The sequence below is a fragment of the Pseudoalteromonas sp. MBR-15 genome (assembly GCF_053628915.1).
The window spans coordinates 227,424-245,995 of record NZ_JBRJHH010000006.1 but is presented as its reverse complement, the minus strand read 5'-3'; the positions used below and the strand labels follow the sequence as shown (position 1 = coordinate 245,995).

At 42.8% G+C, this 18,572-nt stretch carries 14 protein-coding genes; 7 read left to right on the top strand and 7 right to left on the bottom strand.

The features are described from left to right. The first annotated feature begins 43 nt into the window (after window positions 1–43). Window positions 44–1,747 (top strand): dipeptidyl-peptidase 3 family protein, encoded by a 1,704-nt coding sequence (locus ACSSVW_RS10600; RefSeq protein WP_065979727.1) that lies wholly within the window; start codon window positions 44–46, stop codon window positions 1,745–1,747. Between the two features lie 83 nt (window positions 1,748–1,830). Here the strand turns inward: ACSSVW_RS10600 and ACSSVW_RS10595 are convergent, their stop codons facing one another. Continuing rightward, the gene (locus ACSSVW_RS10595; protein WP_180311056.1) at window positions 1,831–2,610 is read right to left on the bottom strand and encodes a substrate-binding periplasmic protein; all 780 of its coding nucleotides are present in this window, start codon (window positions 2,608–2,610) and stop codon (window positions 1,831–1,833) included. A gap of 32 nt (window positions 2,611–2,642) precedes the next feature. Then, entirely contained in the window at window positions 2,643–3,047 is a 405-nt protein-coding gene (locus ACSSVW_RS10590; RefSeq protein ID WP_421418792.1) for an HIT domain-containing protein, read from the bottom strand. Between the two features lie 112 nt (window positions 3,048–3,159). Between ACSSVW_RS10590 and ACSSVW_RS10585 the strand changes: the two genes are divergently transcribed. Both ACSSVW_RS10585 and ACSSVW_RS10580 read left to right on the top strand, forming a co-directional pair. After that, window positions 3,160–5,385: a S9 family peptidase gene (locus tag ACSSVW_RS10585; protein ID WP_036966286.1), complete on the top strand. Its 2,226-nt coding sequence runs from the start codon at window positions 3,160–3,162 to the stop codon at window positions 5,383–5,385. A gap of 150 nt (window positions 5,386–5,535) precedes the next feature. Beyond that, the gene (locus tag ACSSVW_RS10580; RefSeq protein WP_065979725.1) at window positions 5,536–7,173 is read left to right on the top strand and encodes a methyl-accepting chemotaxis protein; all 1,638 of its coding nucleotides are present in this window, start codon (window positions 5,536–5,538) and stop codon (window positions 7,171–7,173) included. Between the two features lie 62 nt (window positions 7,174–7,235). Here ACSSVW_RS10580 and ACSSVW_RS10575 read toward each other — a convergent pair whose 3' ends face one another. The 4 genes from ACSSVW_RS10575 to ACSSVW_RS10560 form a co-directional block, all read right to left on the bottom strand. Then, the gene (locus ACSSVW_RS10575; protein WP_180311057.1) at window positions 7,236–8,759 is read right to left on the bottom strand and encodes a M17 family metallopeptidase; all 1,524 of its coding nucleotides are present in this window, start codon (window positions 8,757–8,759) and stop codon (window positions 7,236–7,238) included. Window positions 8,760–8,854: 95 nt separating this feature from the next. Further along, on the bottom strand, window positions 8,855–10,537 hold the full coding sequence (locus ACSSVW_RS10570; RefSeq protein ID WP_036966280.1) for a carbon starvation CstA family protein: 1,683 nt from the start codon (window positions 10,535–10,537) through the stop codon (window positions 8,855–8,857). Between the two features lie 108 nt (window positions 10,538–10,645). After that, window positions 10,646–11,698 carry a DNA polymerase IV gene (gene dinB / locus ACSSVW_RS10565; RefSeq protein ID WP_036966279.1) on the bottom strand — a complete coding sequence of 351 codons (1,053 nt, stop codon included), beginning with the start codon at window positions 11,696–11,698 and terminating at the stop codon, window positions 10,646–10,648. A gap of 70 nt (window positions 11,699–11,768) precedes the next feature. Then, window positions 11,769–11,975: a hypothetical protein gene (locus ACSSVW_RS10560; RefSeq protein ID WP_065979723.1), complete on the bottom strand. Its 207-nt coding sequence runs from the start codon at window positions 11,973–11,975 to the stop codon at window positions 11,769–11,771. A 151-nt stretch (window positions 11,976–12,126) separates the two neighbouring features. Between ACSSVW_RS10560 and ACSSVW_RS10555 the strand changes: the two genes are divergently transcribed. From ACSSVW_RS10555 to ACSSVW_RS10545, 3 genes are all read left to right on the top strand, one after another. Then, on the top strand, window positions 12,127–12,555 hold the full coding sequence (locus ACSSVW_RS10555; protein WP_454179276.1) for an acyl-CoA thioesterase: 429 nt from the start codon (window positions 12,127–12,129) through the stop codon (window positions 12,553–12,555). 12 nt (window positions 12,556–12,567) lie between these two features. Continuing rightward, entirely contained in the window at window positions 12,568–13,620 is a 1,053-nt protein-coding gene (locus tag ACSSVW_RS10550) for an aldo/keto reductase (RefSeq protein ID WP_278369963.1), read from the top strand. Window positions 13,621–13,757: 137 nt separating this feature from the next. After that, window positions 13,758–14,672 carry an ABC transporter substrate-binding protein gene (locus ACSSVW_RS10545; RefSeq protein WP_421418795.1) on the top strand — a complete coding sequence of 305 codons (915 nt, stop codon included), beginning with the start codon at window positions 13,758–13,760 and terminating at the stop codon, window positions 14,670–14,672. Here the strand turns inward: ACSSVW_RS10545 and ACSSVW_RS10540 are convergent. Next, window positions 14,635–15,246 (bottom strand): fumarylacetoacetate hydrolase family protein, encoded by a 612-nt coding sequence (locus ACSSVW_RS10540; RefSeq protein ID WP_454179275.1) that lies wholly within the window; start codon window positions 15,244–15,246, stop codon window positions 14,635–14,637. The genes ACSSVW_RS10545 and ACSSVW_RS10540 overlap by 38 nt on opposite strands. 317 nt (window positions 15,247–15,563) lie before the next feature. Between ACSSVW_RS10540 and ACSSVW_RS10535 the strand changes: the two genes are divergently transcribed. Next, window positions 15,564–18,512, top strand: coding sequence for a TonB-dependent receptor (locus ACSSVW_RS10535; protein WP_454179274.1), 2,949 nt, complete (start codon window positions 15,564–15,566; stop codon window positions 18,510–18,512). Window positions 18,513–18,572 lie beyond the last annotated feature (60 nt).

Sequence of the window (18,572 nt, the reverse complement as noted above, 5' to 3'; positions counted from 1 at the left end):
TTATTTTCAAAGCAACGACTCTCTCTTTTTAACGGGCAAAAAAATGACATTAAATAAAATTAGCCACGCACTTATCTTATCTGGTGCAGTTTTTCTAGGTGCATGTTCTGACCAACAAGCGACCCCTTCTCAAACAAAGCCTGCTGCAGAGCAAACGACTCAAAATACTGAAGAAAATAATCCGCAACTAATCAATGCAGACAGAAACCGCTTAGATATCTATACAGACTTTACATTAACCTCAGACTTGAGCCACTTAAGCGATAACCAAAAGCAAATGGTTGGCAAACTTATTGACGCATCAAAAATCATGGATGCATTATTTTGGCGTCAAGCATTTGGTGAAAACAAAGAAGCATTTTTGGCAAAAATTAATGACGAAAAAGTGCAAAAATTTGCAGATATCAACTACGGCCCATGGGACCGTTTAAACGGCGATCAGGTGTTCTTATCTGGCTATGAAGAAAAGCCACTTGGCGCAGAGTTTTACCCAAGCGATATCACTAAAGAAGAGTTAAACAACGCAACAGTTGAAGATAAAACAGGCCTTTATTCAGTTATTAAACGTGATGAAAATGGCAAACTATACAGCGTGGCTTACTCAGTAGAATACGCACAGGAACTAGAAAAAGCGGCAAACTTACTCCGTGAAGCAAGTAAACTTGCCGATGACAAAGAATTTGCAAACTACTTAAGCATGCGTGCTGATGCACTTGTCAGTGATAACTTCCAACCCTCTGACTTCGCATGGATGGACATGAAAAACAACCCAATTGATGTTGTTATTGGTCCAATCGAAACCTACGAAGATCAACTCTTTGGTTACCGTGCCGCTTACGAGTCTTACGTGTTAATTAAAGACCTTGCGTGGAGTGAGCGTTTAGCTAAGTTTGCAGCTTTCTTACCAGAGCTACAAAAAGGCTTACCCGTAGACGATAAGTACAAGCAAGAAGTACCGGGCTCAGACGCTGACCTTAATGCATATGATGTTGTTTACTATGCGGGCCACTCAAATGCCGGCAGCAAAACAATTGCTATTAACTTGCCTAATGATGAGCAAGTACAGCTTGAAAAAGGCACCCGCCGTTTACAGCTTAAAAACGCGATGCGCGCTAAATTCGACAAAATCTTAGTGCCAATTTCAGAGCAATTAATTGTGCCTGAGCAGCGTAAACACATCACCTTTGATGCGTTTTTTGCAAACACCATGTTCCACGAAGTCGCACATGGCTTAGGAATTAAAAACACTATCACCAACAAAGGGACTGTGCGTCAATCACTGCAAGAGCATGCCAGCGCGCTTGAAGAAGGTAAAGCAGATATCCTTGGTCTTTACATGGTTGAGCAGTTACTTAAAAAAGGTGAAATCACTGACGGTACGCTAGAAGATTACTACATCACCTTTATGGCTGGTATATTCCGCTCAGTGCGTTTTGGTGCATCAAGTGCACATGGTAAAGCAAACATGATCCGTTTTAACTTTTTTGCCGAAGAAGGTGCATTTTCTAAAAATGCAGATGGCTTATACAGCGTAAATATGGAAAAAATGAGCTTAGCGATGGCAAAACTATCGCGCCTTATCTTAACGATTCAAGGTGACGGCGATTATCAAAAAGTCGACCAATTAATCGCGACTCATGGTGAAATTAAAGCCGAGCTTGCTAAAGATTTAGAAAAGCTAAGCCAAGCAAACATCCCTGTTGATGTGACCTTTAAACAAGGTAAAGAGGTATTAGGTTTAAACTAAACGCACTCTCATCTGAGTAATAACCAGTTTAAACAAAAAACGCTGCTTTCGAGCAGCGTTTTTTTATGCTTAAACAACAGTCATTAATGCGCCACAAAGCTCAGCCCATATTTATTGTTTAGTTTTACGATTTCCCCATTTAGCAACATTTTTTGAAACTCAGCATTAAACTCATCAATAAATTGCGCTAAATCTCGCTGCTTAGTAAAACCAAAATAACCTTGATTAACCGTTAAAATAGGAGAAAGTATGATCACCTTATCGGCAATACCCAAACTTTCTATCACCGGCCTTGCTGCCCGGGGGTGAGTTAGAATTAAATCAACCCTGTCATACATTAATTGTAAAAAACTTGCCCGCACATTGGCGACTTCCGATAACAGTAAACTCGATTCATGGCGCTTAAATTCAACCCCATAATCCCAGCCACGAATAACCCCTATTACATCTTTTTTTAAACTGGCGAAGTTTCCTCGCCAAGTAACTTCATTATTCGGTTTGGTATAAAAAACAATAGGGTCTTCATAAAAGGGTAATGCACTAAAGAGCATGTATTGGTTACGCTGAAACGATTTATAAGGGCCAATAATGGCATCGGCATCACCTTGCTCAACCATTTTTAAAGCCCGTTTAAGCGGCATAATATCAATCACAATAGTATGCCCCAATCGCTTGCCTATTTCATAAACGATGTCAGCCCCGAGTCCTGTTGGAGAACCGTGCTGATCCTGTTCTAAAATGGCAGGAAAATGACTTCCTACAAAATAATAACTTTTTGCCACACTCTCAAAGGCACTCAAAGATAACATCGTCACAAAAAAACAACGTGTTATTATTGCCGCGCTAACGTGCCACTTTTTCATATTTGCTGGACTATATTTTCGATATTCACCGTTTAAAAATACGCTTTAAGCGAAGTAATCTGCTCATCAGAATACGGAACCGCCGGTAACTTACCCCACACAGGTGCAGGCCAAGCAGCATCTGTTTTAAAGCGTGCGATATGATGAATATGCAGTTGTGGCACCATATTTCCCAAAGCAGCCACATTGAGCTTGTCTGGATTAAAAACCTGCTGTAATAATTTACTTAGTTTGGCCGACTCGCGTAAAAGTGTCACTTGCTGCGTTTCAGAAAGGTCGATAATTTCTTTTAAACCCGCTTCTCTCGGGACTAAAATAAACCACGGATATTGGCTGTCATTCATTAGCAATACTTTACACAGTGGCCAATCTGCTAATTCAATACAATCACGCTGTAATTCAGGTGCCAAGGAAAATGGCATATCAGCATTTTTCATCAATAAGTCCTTAAATCTAAGTTGTACCCCTGCTACTTTATAGCATTTAGTTGCAGTTGCCTAAGCTTACCATTAACATCGTGGCAGTTTTTATTCGAGCGAAGGTACCCCTGTGCTAAAAAAAATTAAATCTCTCTCACTTGCCTTACCAATAGTGGCAACAGCACTGAGTGTGAATGCTGAACCACTATCACTAGAGCGTATTTTTGACGATCCTAGTTTAGCAGGTAAAGCACCTGTACAACTTAAATTCTCACCCGATGGTAGCCGCGTTACCTACTTACAAGGTAAAACCGACGACTACAACCGTTATGACTTGTGGGAATACAATTTAAAAGATAACAAAAACCGCTTATTAGTTGACTCTGCGGCACTATTCTCAGGCCCAGAAAACCTATCAGATGAAGAAAAAGCACGACGTGAGCGTCAGCGTATCTTTGGTAAAGGGATTTTAGAGTATAAATGGTCAAAAGATGGTAAAGCACTGCTTTTCCCACTGAATGGCGACCTTTATTACTACGAACTTGCCTCAGCTAAAAGCCGCAAATTGACCGATACCGAAGCATTCGAAACCGATGCACGTTTTTCACCGAAAGGTCATTTTGTATCGTTTATTCGCGAGCAAAACCTTTACGCACTGAACTTAAAAACGGGTCAAGAAATCCAGTTAAGTAAAGACGGCGGTGGCGTTATTAAAAACGGCATGGCTGAATTCGTGGCTCAAGAAGAAATGGGCCGCATGACGGGCTACTGGTGGTCAGGTGATGAAACAAAAATTGCCTATACGCGTGTCGATGAAAGCCCTGTAAAAGAAGCGATTCGAAACGAAATTTACGCTGATGAAGTAAAGCTTTTCAACCAGCGTTACCCGTTCACGGGTACAGATAACGTTAAAATTAAACTCGGTGTTGTTAGCATTAACAACCAACAAACTGATTGGGTTGATTTAGGCGAAGACGAAGATATCTACATTGCTCGCGCCAACTGGTTAAAAGATAACAAAACGCTTTCTTATCAATGGCAAGACCGCTCACAGCAAACGTTAGAGCTGCGTTTTTACAACAGTGAAACGAAAAAGCAAAAGGTCGCCCTAACAGAAAAAAGCGATACATGGATTAACTTACACTTTGATCTACAGTTCCTAAACGATAAAAAACACTTCGTGTGGGCCTCTGAACGTGACGGCTTTAAACACCTTTATTTGTACCGAACAAATGGCGAGATGATCCGCCAAATCACGCAAGGTGACTGGGTAGTTGATAGCTTAAAAGGAATCGATGAGAAAAAAGGCATTGTGTATTTTGCAGCGCGTAAAGACACCGCTCTTGAAAGCCATTTATACAGTGCACCGTTATTCAAAAAAGGGGATATTAAGCGCATAACAGAGCTCGGTGCTTATCATAATGTGGTTATCGCCAAAGATAATAAAACCTTTATCGACAATAGCTCATCGGTTAATAAACCAGGTTCAGCCGCACTTCGTAAAATTAACGGCGAGTTTATTACCTGGCTTGAAGAAAACAAACTCGATAAGTCGCATCCACTTACACCGTACTTAGACGATTTAATCACTCCTGAATACGGTACATTGACAGCTGAAGACGGCCAAATAATGCATTACCGTTTATTCAAGCCGACTAACTATCAAGATGGTAAAAAGCACCCTGTTATTGTAAACGTATACGGCGGCCCACATGCCCAACGAGTGACAAATAGCTGGCGCAGCAAAAACTTGTATTTCCAATACATGGCACAGCAAGGCTACGTTATTTTTCAACTCGATAACCGTGGTTCTTACAACCGTGGTAAAAAGTTTGAAGACGTTATCTATAAACACTTAGGGGTTGCTGAAGTCGCTGACCAAATTAAAGGGGTTGAGTTCTTACGCACTCTTGATTACGTTGATCCTGAGCGCATAGGTATTTACGGTCACAGTTACGGTGGCTATATGGCACTGATGACCATGTTTAAAGCCGGTGATTATTTCAAAGCGGGTGTATCGGGCGCGCCAGTGACCGACTGGGCACTTTACGACACACACTACACAGAACGCTACGTAGGCCACCCTGCAACAAATGCAAAAGGCTATGAAGCAAGTGCCGTTTTCCCTTATGCTGAAGGCTTAAAAGGACCGCTAATGATTTACCACGGCATGGCTGATGACAACGTGTTATTTACTCACGCCACGAAGTTATTTAAACAACTGCAAGATCAAGAAAAGCAGTTCGAGATGATGACGTACCCAGGTTCTAAGCACAGTTTACGTGGTAAGAGTGTGCAAACACACTTGCACCAAACTATCACAAGCTTTTTCAACCGTCACTTTAACGTACAATAGTTAAATTTAAATTCGGTAACTTAGACTAAAGGCTGATTGTCCAATCAGCCTTTTTTTTGTCTCAATGTATTCCATCCACAACTAGATTTAATACCTGTTTTAACTACACTTAACATATTGCTTTTAGACAAGCATGACCAAGGAATACACATGAACTACTTACGCCGTTTTACAATCTTACAACGCCTTGCCATGTTGGTTAGTGTAGTGGTGGTTGGATTGATCTTTTTAAGTATCTCAAGCTTAATGCAGCAATATGATTCTTTAGAACAAGAACAATACACCAAAACTCAAAACCTAGTGGAGTCAGCTCACAGCATTATTGAACACAATTATGCTTTATTCCAACAAGGTAAACTCAGTGAACAACAAGCAAAACAAGCTGCGCTGGATACTATCGCTGCACTTCGCTATGACAAAAGCAATTACTTTTGGATAAACGACTATCAACCTGCGATGGTTATGCACCCATTCAAACCAGAGCTTGAAGGTAAATCACTTGCCAACAATAAAGACCCCGACGGGGTACACCTGTTTGTTGACATGGTGAACGTGGTTAAACGACAAGGCGAAGGGTTTGTTCCATACAAATGGCCTAAGCCTGGAAAGGATCAACCCGTTGATAAAATTGCCTATGTTAAGGGTTTTACACCATGGCAATGGATTATTGGTTCGGGTGTCTACATTGACACCATTGAAGATGCATTTGCTTCACTACGAAATCACGTCATTATCACTGCGGTGGTTATTATTGGTCTGTTAATTGCGCTCAGTTATTTAATTGCAAATAGCATATTACGACCAACTCAATTGGCTGCTGATATGATGAAAGACATTTCGCAAGGTGAAGGTGATTTAACCCAACAACTTGATGAAAACGGCAATGATGAGGTCTCTCGGCTATCGCGTTACTTCAACCTATACACTGCAAAAATGCGAGAGTCACTCAAGCAAGTCGCGCAAAATGCTCAACAGGTCAATCAGTACGCCCACAATGTGGATGATGCCACTAAAACCAATCATTCTTTTATTGAACTGCAAAACGACAGCTCAACACAAGTTGCCACCGCAATGGAAGAAATGACTCATCAAATTCATGATGTTAGCCAAAATGCAGATCAAGCTGAGCATGCCGCAAACGACGCGGCGCAAAATGCTTCAACCGGTAAACAGGTGCTCAACAAAACCATTACCGCTATTGAAACTCTGTCGCATAATATTGAGCAGGTTAGTAAGGTAACCACTGACCTTGCAGCAGAGAGTAACAATATAGGCTCTGTACTGGATGTTATTCGCAGCATAGCAGAGCAAACAAACTTACTTGCGCTTAATGCCGCGATTGAAGCGGCTCGCGCGGGAGAGCAAGGGCGCGGCTTTGCTGTCGTAGCCGATGAAGTGCGTACACTGGCTAGCCGTACCGGTAAAAGTACTGATGAAATTCAGGCCATGATCAGTAAGTTACAAGCAGGCGCTAAAGCTGCGGTTGATGCGGTATCTGCCAGTCAACAACTGTCGAGCGAAACCGTCTTACAAGCAGGTGAAGCAAGCAGCTCACTCAGTGAAATTGAGCGTTTGGTCACAATTATTAAAGATATGAATAGCCAAATAGCCCGCGCCACAGAACAACAAACGAGTGCGGCAGATGAAGTTAACTTACGTATCAATGAGCTGTCACAATCAACCGAACAGTCACTATCTAATACCCAAGGGCTATCAGATGCCAGTGAAAGCTTAAAGCAAAGCTCACAAGCACTGAGCGATGTGGTAAATCGCTTTAGACTTGATTAAGCTAAATTTTAACGAAAAAAAGCCCCGCTTCATTTTTGCGGGGCTTTTTTAATGCTTAAATATTACAAGCAATAACGTGCAAATAAACTGCTGACAGCTGCTGCGGTTGGCTTACCATGTTGCCAATCACCGCCTTCTACACCACTGCCCGCGATGTCCATGTGAACATACGGTAATGGGTGTGCTGATTCAGTGCCATGCTTATCTAAACCACCTACAATCGCTAAGAATGCCATTGGGAACTGGTGGCCACGTGCTGTCACTGCTGACGGTGCATTGTTACTCGAAAGTACATCATCGGCTAATGTACGAGGCTTAACAAAGTCGTAGTCTTCACGACGGCTGCGAGAGACCTCTGCGCCATCAGCCCATAAATCACCTAAATCAGCAATTTTACGTGAAACCTGCGCTTGACGAGCGGGTCCATTTTCAACATAAGCGCTGTAAGGACCCATCGCACGTGCTGCGTGACCTGTTAGCGTTGCAACAGTGAATAGCTCTGGATTTACTTCATTTAATGCGCGGTCTTTCATTTCACTGAGTAAATCACCCATTGCTAAACGCCCCTCTGCGTCGGTATTACCGATGCGTACACGAACGCCTTCACGGCACGTAATGATTTCGTCAGGCACGAAACAATCAGAACCAATTGAGTTTCGAACCACGGCTAAGTAAGCAATCACTTTGACACCTTTAGGTGCATAATCAGCCACTGACTTCATAAAACCAGCGACCGATGCTGCGCCACCTTTATCGCGGCTCATACCCGCCATAAAGCCACCCACTTTAAGGTCGGCACCACCGGTATCATAAACAAGCCCCTTACCAACGAACATTAACGTACGCTCAATGTCACCCTCAGGAACATATTCAAGCTTAACAACACGTGGATGATGACGCTCAACAGCGTATGATGCACGCGCTACAGTGCTCATCATTGGATAATCTTTATCGATAGTGTCGATATCTGAAATCACATCAACAGACACTTTACTGCCCGCAAATAACTCAACACAATAATCGGCAAAACGTGGCGGTGCCATGCGCTCAGGCTCTGTACCGCATAAGTCACGCGCAGCATATTGGCCTGCGGCAATTGCATTCAATGCTTTAACCATGGCCTCATCAGCACCCACTAAGCTAATTTGACTGATTGGCTCAATCGCTTGGCCATGAAACTCACGCGCTTCAAGTGGCTGCCATAATGCTTGGCAAGCGCCTAAAAAGGCAACTTCAAGTGCATGTTTGTAACGCGCATCGTGGTGTGCACTCGCAAGTAAAATAGCAGGCTTGGTGCTGCCCGAAGCTTTTGCTTCTAGCACGGCTAATTTAGCAGCATCAAAATAACGACGTACATCGTCATAATCGCGATTAAGCGGACCTGTAGGCGCTAAAATAACGCGCTTTGAGTCAATCACAAGTAATGTGACTTGCTTAGAGATACGTGCATCAATGGCTTGTTGAGCACTGATAGCGTGGCTTAAGCTTGCATCGGCTAAAGACGAAAAATTATCACCGATAATAATCAATGCATCGTGATCTGCATCAGCTAATTGAGAGGCGACAACTGCATGAGGGTATGCCATAAAAAAAGGTCCTGCTGTTAGAAACATAGGACCTTATTATCATTGATTTAACGCGCTATTGCCAGCCGTGCAAATGAGCGGCTGGCAAGCAAAGTTTACTGCTCTGACACAGATTGGTTGTCTTTGCGATGTTTCACAATGACAGACCATGCTTCTAGCATCACCAAGACACTGATCACCAGTACCAGTAAATCGAGCGTTACAAGTAACCAGTTGCCTTGTTGGTAATATTCACCTAGCTTAATCACACCCGCGAAGAATGCCATTACCAGTACAAAGCTCATCGGTATTAACGTGTACTTCGCAGGACGATTCGCTTTGATTAACATTACCGAAATAACCAGTAACGTTAAACTTGCAAGGATTTGGTTGGTAGAGCCAAACAGCGGCCAAATAATCATTCCGCCGCTGCCATCGGCACCACCTGCACCAAAGGCAAGTAGCAAGCAGCACAGTACAGCGACAAGCGTTGCGACAATCCCATTGCGAATAATACTGATATTATAAATATCACCCCACTCTTGAATAATGTAGCGTTGTAAACGAACGCCAGAGTCCATTGTCGTGCCTGCAAATAGCACCACCATTACCGCAAGTAAGGTCGACGCGACTTCTTGTGAAATACCCCAACCACTTTCGATTAAGTTTGCACCCCCATTGATAAAGGCACTCACGCTCCCCGCTCCTAAGTGGCTGTAAATTTCATGCCATTCTTCAGGTGATACAGCCAATGCGACACCACTTACCGCCACCAGCGTAATAAGTGCAAGCATGCCTTCACCCACAGCACCTAAATACCCAACAAAGCGACCGTCAGTTTCTTTGTTTAACTGTTTAGAGCTGGTACCCGATGACACGATTCCATGGAAACCCGATACCGCACCACAGGCTATGGTGACAAACAACAGCGGAATAATACTCGGCGTATCCACTGCCGTTTGTGTATTAAATGCAGGTGCGGTGATATCTGGCATTGAAATAAAGACCGCGCCATATAAAAGCACTAAACCAACCAGCAACTGCATACCATTAATAAAATCGCGAGGTTGTAATAACATCCACACAGGCAGTAAAGAAGCAATTGCAGCGTAGATGAACAAAATAATGATCCAGTTTGCGTTTGCACTTAAGCCAAACATCTCATCTGGCAACGCAATGGGCATACTACTGCCAAGATAAATGGTGTAATAAAGGATACCGACACCAATTAAACACAGAGGAATTAAAGAAACTTTACGGCGCAGTAACTGGCCTATAACAAGGGCCACAACAATGGCTGACCAAGCAGGAAAAACCGCATTTGGCTGGGATACAAATGATTTAGCAATAACAACCCCAAACACCGCATTCACCATCAGTAGCACTAAAAATACCACAATCATAAATAAAGCACGGGTACGCTTACCGATGACGCTTTCAGACAAAGCCCCCATCGATTTACCTTTGTTGCGAGCACTGGCCCAAAGAGCCCCCATATCATGGACGCCAGCAAAAAAGATTGTTCCAAATACGACCCATAACACGGCAGGCACCCAGCCCCAATAAACAGCAATAGCAGGACCGACTATCGGTGCCGCACCTGCTACAGACGTGAAATGGTGGCCCCACAACACGACCTTATTGGTGGGTACATAATCCACACCATCCTCAAGCTCATGAGCAGGTGTGACGAAGTTATCATCCATTTTAAAGATTTTTTCGGCGATGAATTTCGAATAAACAAACCATCCGAATAACATACCGACTATTCCGAGCAGCACGATCACGACCGATTGCATAGTCATCTCTCTTATGTAGTTATAATGTTGTCTAGAGGCCGTGAACACAAATGGTTCAACACCCCACACTGAACACTAACAAACTTTAAACAACCTAGGTGTTAACCTTTAGTCTAATATACTTAACTGAAAATGCTCGTGGGCTTCACTCTTTATTCCCACACCAATGCCCAAGAGTCTGACGGGTTTATTATTTCCGCGTTCATACGCTTTACTCATTAACTCTGTAAAAATGCTGTCATCTAACTGATGATGACTTTGGTCGGCACTGGTCACTGTGAAATTTGCGAACTTCACTTTAACTGATAATTTGTTGATTCTGTTACTCAGTTGCTGCCTTTCTAAACGGCGTACTAACTCTGTCATTAAACGGGGTAACTCAGATAAACACTCAGCTAAGCTATTTTTGTTGAATTCATAAGTGTGTTCCACACTCAGCGATTTACGTACGCGTTCCGTAGACACTTTACCTACGTATTCTCCTGCGCATTTTTGATAAAGCGAAACACCAAAGTTCCCCACGTGTTGCTGCATCCAATTAACCCCTTTTTCGCGAACATCAGCTCCCGTGTATAAGCCTTTAAGTTGCAATTTTTCAAGCGTCACCTTCCCTACACCTGGGATCTTGCCTAGCGGCAACTTGGCTAAAAAGCTATCCACTTGCTCAGGCAGTACCACGCACTGACCATTGGGTTTATTCTCATCACTGGCTATTTTGGCAATAAATTTAATCGGTGCGATACCCGCCGATGCAGTTAGGCCTGTTGTGGTAAAAATTTCTTGTCGAATTTGCTCAGCCATAAGAGTCGCACTGCCTCTGCATGCACTGCTTTGGGTAACATCTAAATAAGCTTCATCAAGCGATAAGGGTTCAATCAGGTCAGTGTATTTAGCGAAAATTTCACGGATTTGTTGAGAGACTTCTTTGTATACATGCATTCGTCCGGGCACAATGACTAAATCAGGACACAATTGTTTAGCATGGTAGTTAGACATAGCTGAACGAACGCCATATTGGCGCGCAATATAGTTGGCCGTAGAAAGCACACCACGGCGACTGTTCCCACCAATCGCAAGAGGCACACTGGCAAGTGCAGGATTGTCACGCATCTCTACTGCAGCAAAAAAGCAATCCATATCAATATGAATGAATTTTTTCATCAGGCATACAACAACTGTTCATTTACACAGTTATTATTATTTAATCTACCTGATAGTGCAAGCGAACATACTAAGAGGTTTGACGTGTTTGCTCGCGTGTTTTTTTGCGGCTAAACAGCCGTGCTCCAAATAACCAAAAGGCGGCTTCGAGTAAAAGTCCCAAGAAAATTAGTACGATAAACCCAGACATTGTGCCCATACTGTAGCACAGTAGAGCCAGAGCCAGTAAGATGAATAATACTGCCCACTTTATCATTTTCGCTGTTAGTTGCTGCATAACTAGGTCCTTCATGTGTGTTCGATTTACTCACACTTTACGTAAGCGTGAACTTATAAAGTTAGCACAATATACTTAGTTTTCTAATTTTCTTGAGCTAAAAGCAGCATGTTGCTAACCTAGCTTTTCTCACAATTAACCTGGATTTGCTATGCAATCGTTTATAGAACAACACCCTATCAGAACAAAAATTAATGTAGCATGGGGTGAAATGGACGCCCTTCAGCATGTGAATAATGTGGTCTATTTTCGTTACTTTGAAACCGCTCGTATCGACTTTTTTACACAATTAGGCTTTCTTAAAGATTTACAAGCAACAGGCGTGGGTCCGGTGATCAGCGAGAACAATGCTCGCTATAAACGCCCCGTGACGTTTCCAGATTCCGTGCATGTTGGTGTAACCATAAGTGACATTGAAAAAGACCGCTTTATGATGCACTACACCGTATTCAGTGAGAGCCAAAAGGCAGTAACCACTGTTGGCTCATCACACGTTGTCATGTTTAACTTTACAACGGGTAAAAAAGCAGATCTAAGCGATGAGCTTTTAGCTGCACTTAAAGCCCACTCTAACGATTAACAAGGAACTAATATGCTTTATAGCCCACTTGGCCGAAGTGGTATTGACGTCTCCCGTGTTTGCTTAGGAAGCATGACATGGGGTATGCAAAATAACCAAGCTGATGCCGATGAACAAATTGCCTATGCGTTAGATAAAGGCGTTAATTTTATCGACACGGCAGAAATGTATGCCGTACCGCCCTCGCCCGACACCTATGGTAAGACCGAAGAGATTATTGGTCATTGGCTTGCTCGTAATAAAGATAAACGTGAAAACCTCGTTATTGCGACTAAAATTGCCGGTAATGGTTTACCTTGGGTTCGTGAAGGCGAAGATATCACTCGTCAAGCGGTGGTTAACGCCGTTGATGCCTCATTAAAACGATTACAAACCGATGTTATCGACTTATATCAGCTTCATTGGCCTAACCGCACCTCGCCGCATTTTGGTAAACAATGGCCCGGCATGGTGCGTTTTTCAGATGCCGACACCGAGCAAAATATTGCAGGTATGCTCGATATTCTTGAAGGCCTGAATGACTGTGTTAAAGCTGGTAAAATTAAACACTGTGGTCTTTCTGATGATAGTCCATGGGGTATTAGCCAATACTTGCGTTTAAGTGAGCAACATAATTTGCCGCGCATGGTGTCTATTCAAAACGAATTTAGTCTACTGCATGCCAAAGACTGGCCTTACTTAATCGAGCAATGTATTCACGAAGATATTGCGTATTTACCTTGGTCACCCCTTGGTGGTGGTATGTTAAGTGGTAAATACCTTAATGGTGCGCGCCCTGAAGGTAGCCGCTGGACACTGGTACAACGCAATGGCCTATTTAGAGACACGCCTCAGTCGCAACAAGCTATCGCAGAGTATGTAGAGATAGCGAATGCCTTTAATCTAACCCCTTCACAACTTGCGCTTGCATGGTGTGATCAGGTCGATGGTGTCAGCTCAACCATCATCGGTGCCACGTCAATGTCGCAGTTAAAAGAAAATATTGATGCTTTCTCAGTGACGCTCACCGATGAGGCACTTGAAAAAATAGCACAGGTATTTAATCGCTACCCAATGCCATTTTAATGCTGTTAAAGCCTATCGTTTGATAGGCTTTAATCCCGCCAAAACCAATACTATATAACCATTTTTAATTGCTGTTTATTTTATTTTCAATACTTTGGTGTATAGTTAATCATCGTTATTGAGTTGTAAGGTAAACGATGAGAAAACATCTAAAAAAAGCATTCTATGTTATTTCTAGCTTATTACTTGGCTCGTATGTGCATGCTTCTGAACAACTATCAATTACATGGCTCGAAAACGATAGCGGGCCTTTTTATATCGAAAAAAATGAAACAACTCCTCACGCGGGTTTATGTAACGAAATAACCGATTTACTCATCACCGCCCTGCCACACATAAAACATACCAAGGTGACAATCCCACAAAAGCGAGCAAGTAAATATTTAGATGAAGGCCACATGGCTTGTTATGCGTGTATGATTCATCGTGAACAAAAAACACATCGGGTTACTTACTCTATTCCGACCACGGTTTACCCGCCGTTTACTGTCTTAAGTAATAGCGAACAAGCTGAAAAAATTTATAAAGCTCACGGTAATCCCGTGTCATTAATTTCGCTGTTAACGGATGCACACTTTATGTATGGTCAAAATGATGCACGCAAGTTTGGCAACACCCTGGATAACATTGCAAAAAACATTAAGCTTTATGACCATGCAGCACTGAGCAGCACTGGCAGCCAAGCAAGTTATGCACTACTCACGCAGCTTGAGCACGGCTATATTGACTACACCATTGATTACCCATTTGTGGCAGACTATTACAATAAAAAATACCAGCAAGATATAAAGAAACTCGCCATCGGTGACCCTGAACAGCATGTTGTGCTGGGTGCGATTGGCTGCTCAACCAGCGCCCCCAATAATTATGCACAACGCGTGTTAGTCGACATTAATAACGCGCTTAAAAACACCGTATTACCAAGTGAAAAATATCAACAAAACCAACGAGCTTGGTTAGAGGAAAGTTTTCCTGATTTTTTAAATTACTACCAACGATTTATCTTAGCGCCACTTAAATCGCCTGCCATTGATGGGTTAGAACTTGAGTAGAGCCATCTTTTAGCGCCACATTAAAAGTGGCACCTGAAATAACTTTACCCACTCCCTCAGGGGTGCCTGTCATAATGATGTCACCATCCTGTAAACTCATAAACTCATTGATCTCAGCTAAAATCTGCTGAGCAGTGTAGATCATCAACTGAGTGTCGCCAAGCTGGGCTAATTTACCATCAATGTGTAGACTAAATTGATACTGCCCTGACTCATTGACTGGCACAAACTCTGTAAAAAGTGCCGCTCCATCAAAGGCTTTAGCACGCTCCCAGGGTAAGCTTTTTTGTTTTAGCTGAGTTTGTAAATCGCGTTTGGTTAAGTCAAGTCCAAGGCCAACACCAGCAAGCTGTTTATTTTTAACTAAAAAACACAACTCTGCTTCGTAATGTAATTGCTCAGAACCGTGCTTAGCATAAAGCGACTGCGTTAATGCGCTGTTCGGTTTTACAAATAACACCATACTGGTCGGTGTTTCGTTATTGAGCTCTGCGATATGAGCGGCATAGTTTCGACCAACACACACCACTTTACTTGGTGTCACTATTTCGTTAACAAATTTGACTGAGTGCATTGTGGGTTCCTTATAATCTACAACACCTTTTGTACTATATTAACATTAATTGAATTATCTAATTTTACCTAAAACAGCTGCAAAACCCGTTAAAAAGCCAAAAAGTTACACTTAATTATTCCTTATAATAACATGAACATACATATTAATTGCCAACTAAAAAGTGATTTATATTGACCATTGTTTAACTTTCTAATAACTTATTGTAAGCGGTTACATTTATAAAAATCGGGTTCGGCGATTTTTTTTGCAATAGAATGTAAGCGCTTACATTTAGACAACAAACACGAAAAATAAAACCAAATCTGGAGATTTGCATGAACCACACACTATTCAAGAAAAAGCAGCTTGCCATTAGCCTTTCCATGGCAATGGGATTAAGCGCGCTAGTTCCTCACTCAGCTGCTGCCGAAGAACAATCCGAGAAAGCGAGTGATATTGAAGTAATACAAGTATCGGGGATCCGCGGTAGCCTTGTAAAATCAATGGATATCAAACGTCAATCTGCAGGTGTTGTTGATGCAATCACGTCAGAAGATATCGGTAAGTTTCCAGACACAAACTTAGCAGAATCTCTGCAACGTATTACAGGTGTGTCTATAGACCGCAGTAACGGTGAAGGCAGTAAAATCACTGTACGTGGCTTTGGCCCTGAGTTTAACTTAGTTACGTTAAACAACCGCCAAATGCCAACAACGGGCGGCCGCTCATTTGATTTTGGTGATATCGCGACTGAAAGCGTCAGCGGTGTTGAAGTCTACAAAACAGCTCGTTCAGACATACCTAGTGGTGGTATCGGTGCAACCGTTAATATCACTACAGCAAAACCATTATCGAACCCTGGCCTTAAGGCATCAATTGGTGCAAAAGCGGTTCATGATACATCAAACGAAACTGGCGATAATATTACACCTGAAGTTTCTGGCATTTACAGCAACACTTTCAATGATGACCGTTTTGGTGTTTTAATTTCAGGTTCAGTGCAAGAGCGTAACAACCGCGAGCAAGCAATGGCGGTTGATAACTGGATCCCGAATGTTGATATTTCGTCATCTCCAGATTTAGCATTAACAGACAACAATCAACGTGCCGATGGGGCAACATGGTATCCACAAAATGCCGGTTATGCCTTCTCGGACAACACACGTAAACGTACTAACGGTCAACTTGTATTGCAATACGCGCCAACAGACCGTATTACAGCAACTCTCGATTACACCTACTCAAAACTTGAATTTGAAAAAGACGGTCGTAGTTTCGGTGTGTGGTTCAATAATGGTGGTAACGTAAGTTCAGCGAACATCAACGAAAATGGCACTTACACAAAAGTTACTGAAATTGGTGGTGATTATTCGACAAACCTTAACCGTGGTGCCACAGAAAACGAAAACAAATCACTGGGTTTAAACATTGATTGGCAAGTAACTGATAACTTAAACATCGAGTTTGATGCTCACAACTCATCAGCAGAAAGTGCTGGGGTTGGTCTTGGCCATGATGCATTTATGATCATTGGTAATACATCGTGTTCATGGTGTGAAAACCCAACAGTGAATATTGATGAGAAAATGGCTGACTTCAGCCAAGGCGAAATCCCACTGATCGATATGACATTGACCAACGGTCAAGCAGAGCTATTACCAAGCGATATGGGAACCCTATTCGCTGGTGTTAATAAAGACACGAACACTAACGATCTAGACCAGTACCAGTTAAAAGGTACTTGGTACAATGAAAACACAGGCGCGCTTTCAAGCATTAACTTTGGTGTATCACATACAAAAGTTGATTTCCGTACTACCACGGCTTATTCAGGTCAGTTAGCGGCTGGTTGGTGGCTAAATTCTGCTGATTGGTATGATGACAGCATGTTTACGCGCGTTGACAGCTCTGGTTTACTTGATGGCTTCTCTGGTGGCGGTAGCGACAAGCTATTAAACTACTACTACGATGCTGACTTTGATGAAATCGTTGCAATCGCCGAAAGCATTGACTGTGACCACCCAGATGGCGGCATTGGTGCATGTAGTTGGCCAGCGGATGTAAATGGCAAGGTGCAAGCGGGTCCAATTGATGATGACCACCGTGTTAGCGAAGAAACGACGGCATTTTATGCACAAGCTAACTTCGAAACAGAATTCAACGGCATGCCAATTAACATTACCGCAGGCTTACGCTACGAATCGACAGATGTTACAGCAAACAGCCTAGAGCGCCCTGCTGTTGCAATGGAATGGGTAAACGGCAACGAATGGTCATACATTTATGCTGATGAGCGTACCTTCTCAAACGGTGAAGGCAGCACGAAAGAATTTTTACCAAATATCGATATGAACATCGAAGTGGTTGAAGATGTGATTGCTCGTTTCTCATATAGTCGTACCCTAGCTCGCCCACCTGTTGGCGCACTGCGTTCAACAACGTCTTTCTTGGGTAACCCCAAAGTGGGTCAACGTAAAGTTGCGGTAGGTAACCCGAACTTAAAACCTTATACAGCCGATAACATCGACTTATCACTTGAATACTACTACGGTGAAGGCAGCTATGTTTCTGCTGGTTACTACCGTAAGCAAGTTGATAACTTCTTGGTGAACATCACCACAGAAGAAACAATTGACGGCATCACAGACCCATTCATTGGTGACCGTGCTGAGCAAGCGCGTGAAGACCTAGCTGCGGCAGGTGAGCAACCGTCTGACCAAGCAATTCACGATAAAATCAACGAAAACCAAGGCACTGAAGAAGGCACACCGATTGTGGGCAATAGCACTGACCCACTGGCAAACTTCTTTGTATCTCGCGATAACAACGTTGAGACCGCTAACCTTTGGGGTTGGGAGCTTGCTGCACAGCACATGTTTGGTGAAACTGGATTTGGTATCGCAGCCAACGCAACGTTTGTATTTGGTGATGTTGAAGCAGACAGAGATGCTATCGGTTATCAATTTGCCTTACCAGGCTTAAGTGATTCAGCAAACTTCTCTGCTATTTATGATTTAAACGGCTTATCGGCGCGTATTTCATATAACTGGCGCGATGAATTCTTAACAGGCTTTGATCAACACTCATCACCTGTTTTTACTGAGTCTTATGGCCAGTGGGATATCAACGTGAACTACGCCGTGAACGAAAAGCTAACGGTGTTTGTTGAAGGTCTAAACCTGACAGATGAAACGCAACGTACCTACGTTCGTTACTCTGAGCAGCTGTTACGTGCAAACCAGTACGGTGCGCGCTACAACATCGGCTTCCGCTACTCGTTCTAGCATTTTGTTGTCAAAAAAGCCGCTCAACAGCGGCTTTTTTTTTCACAAATATGCTAGTTT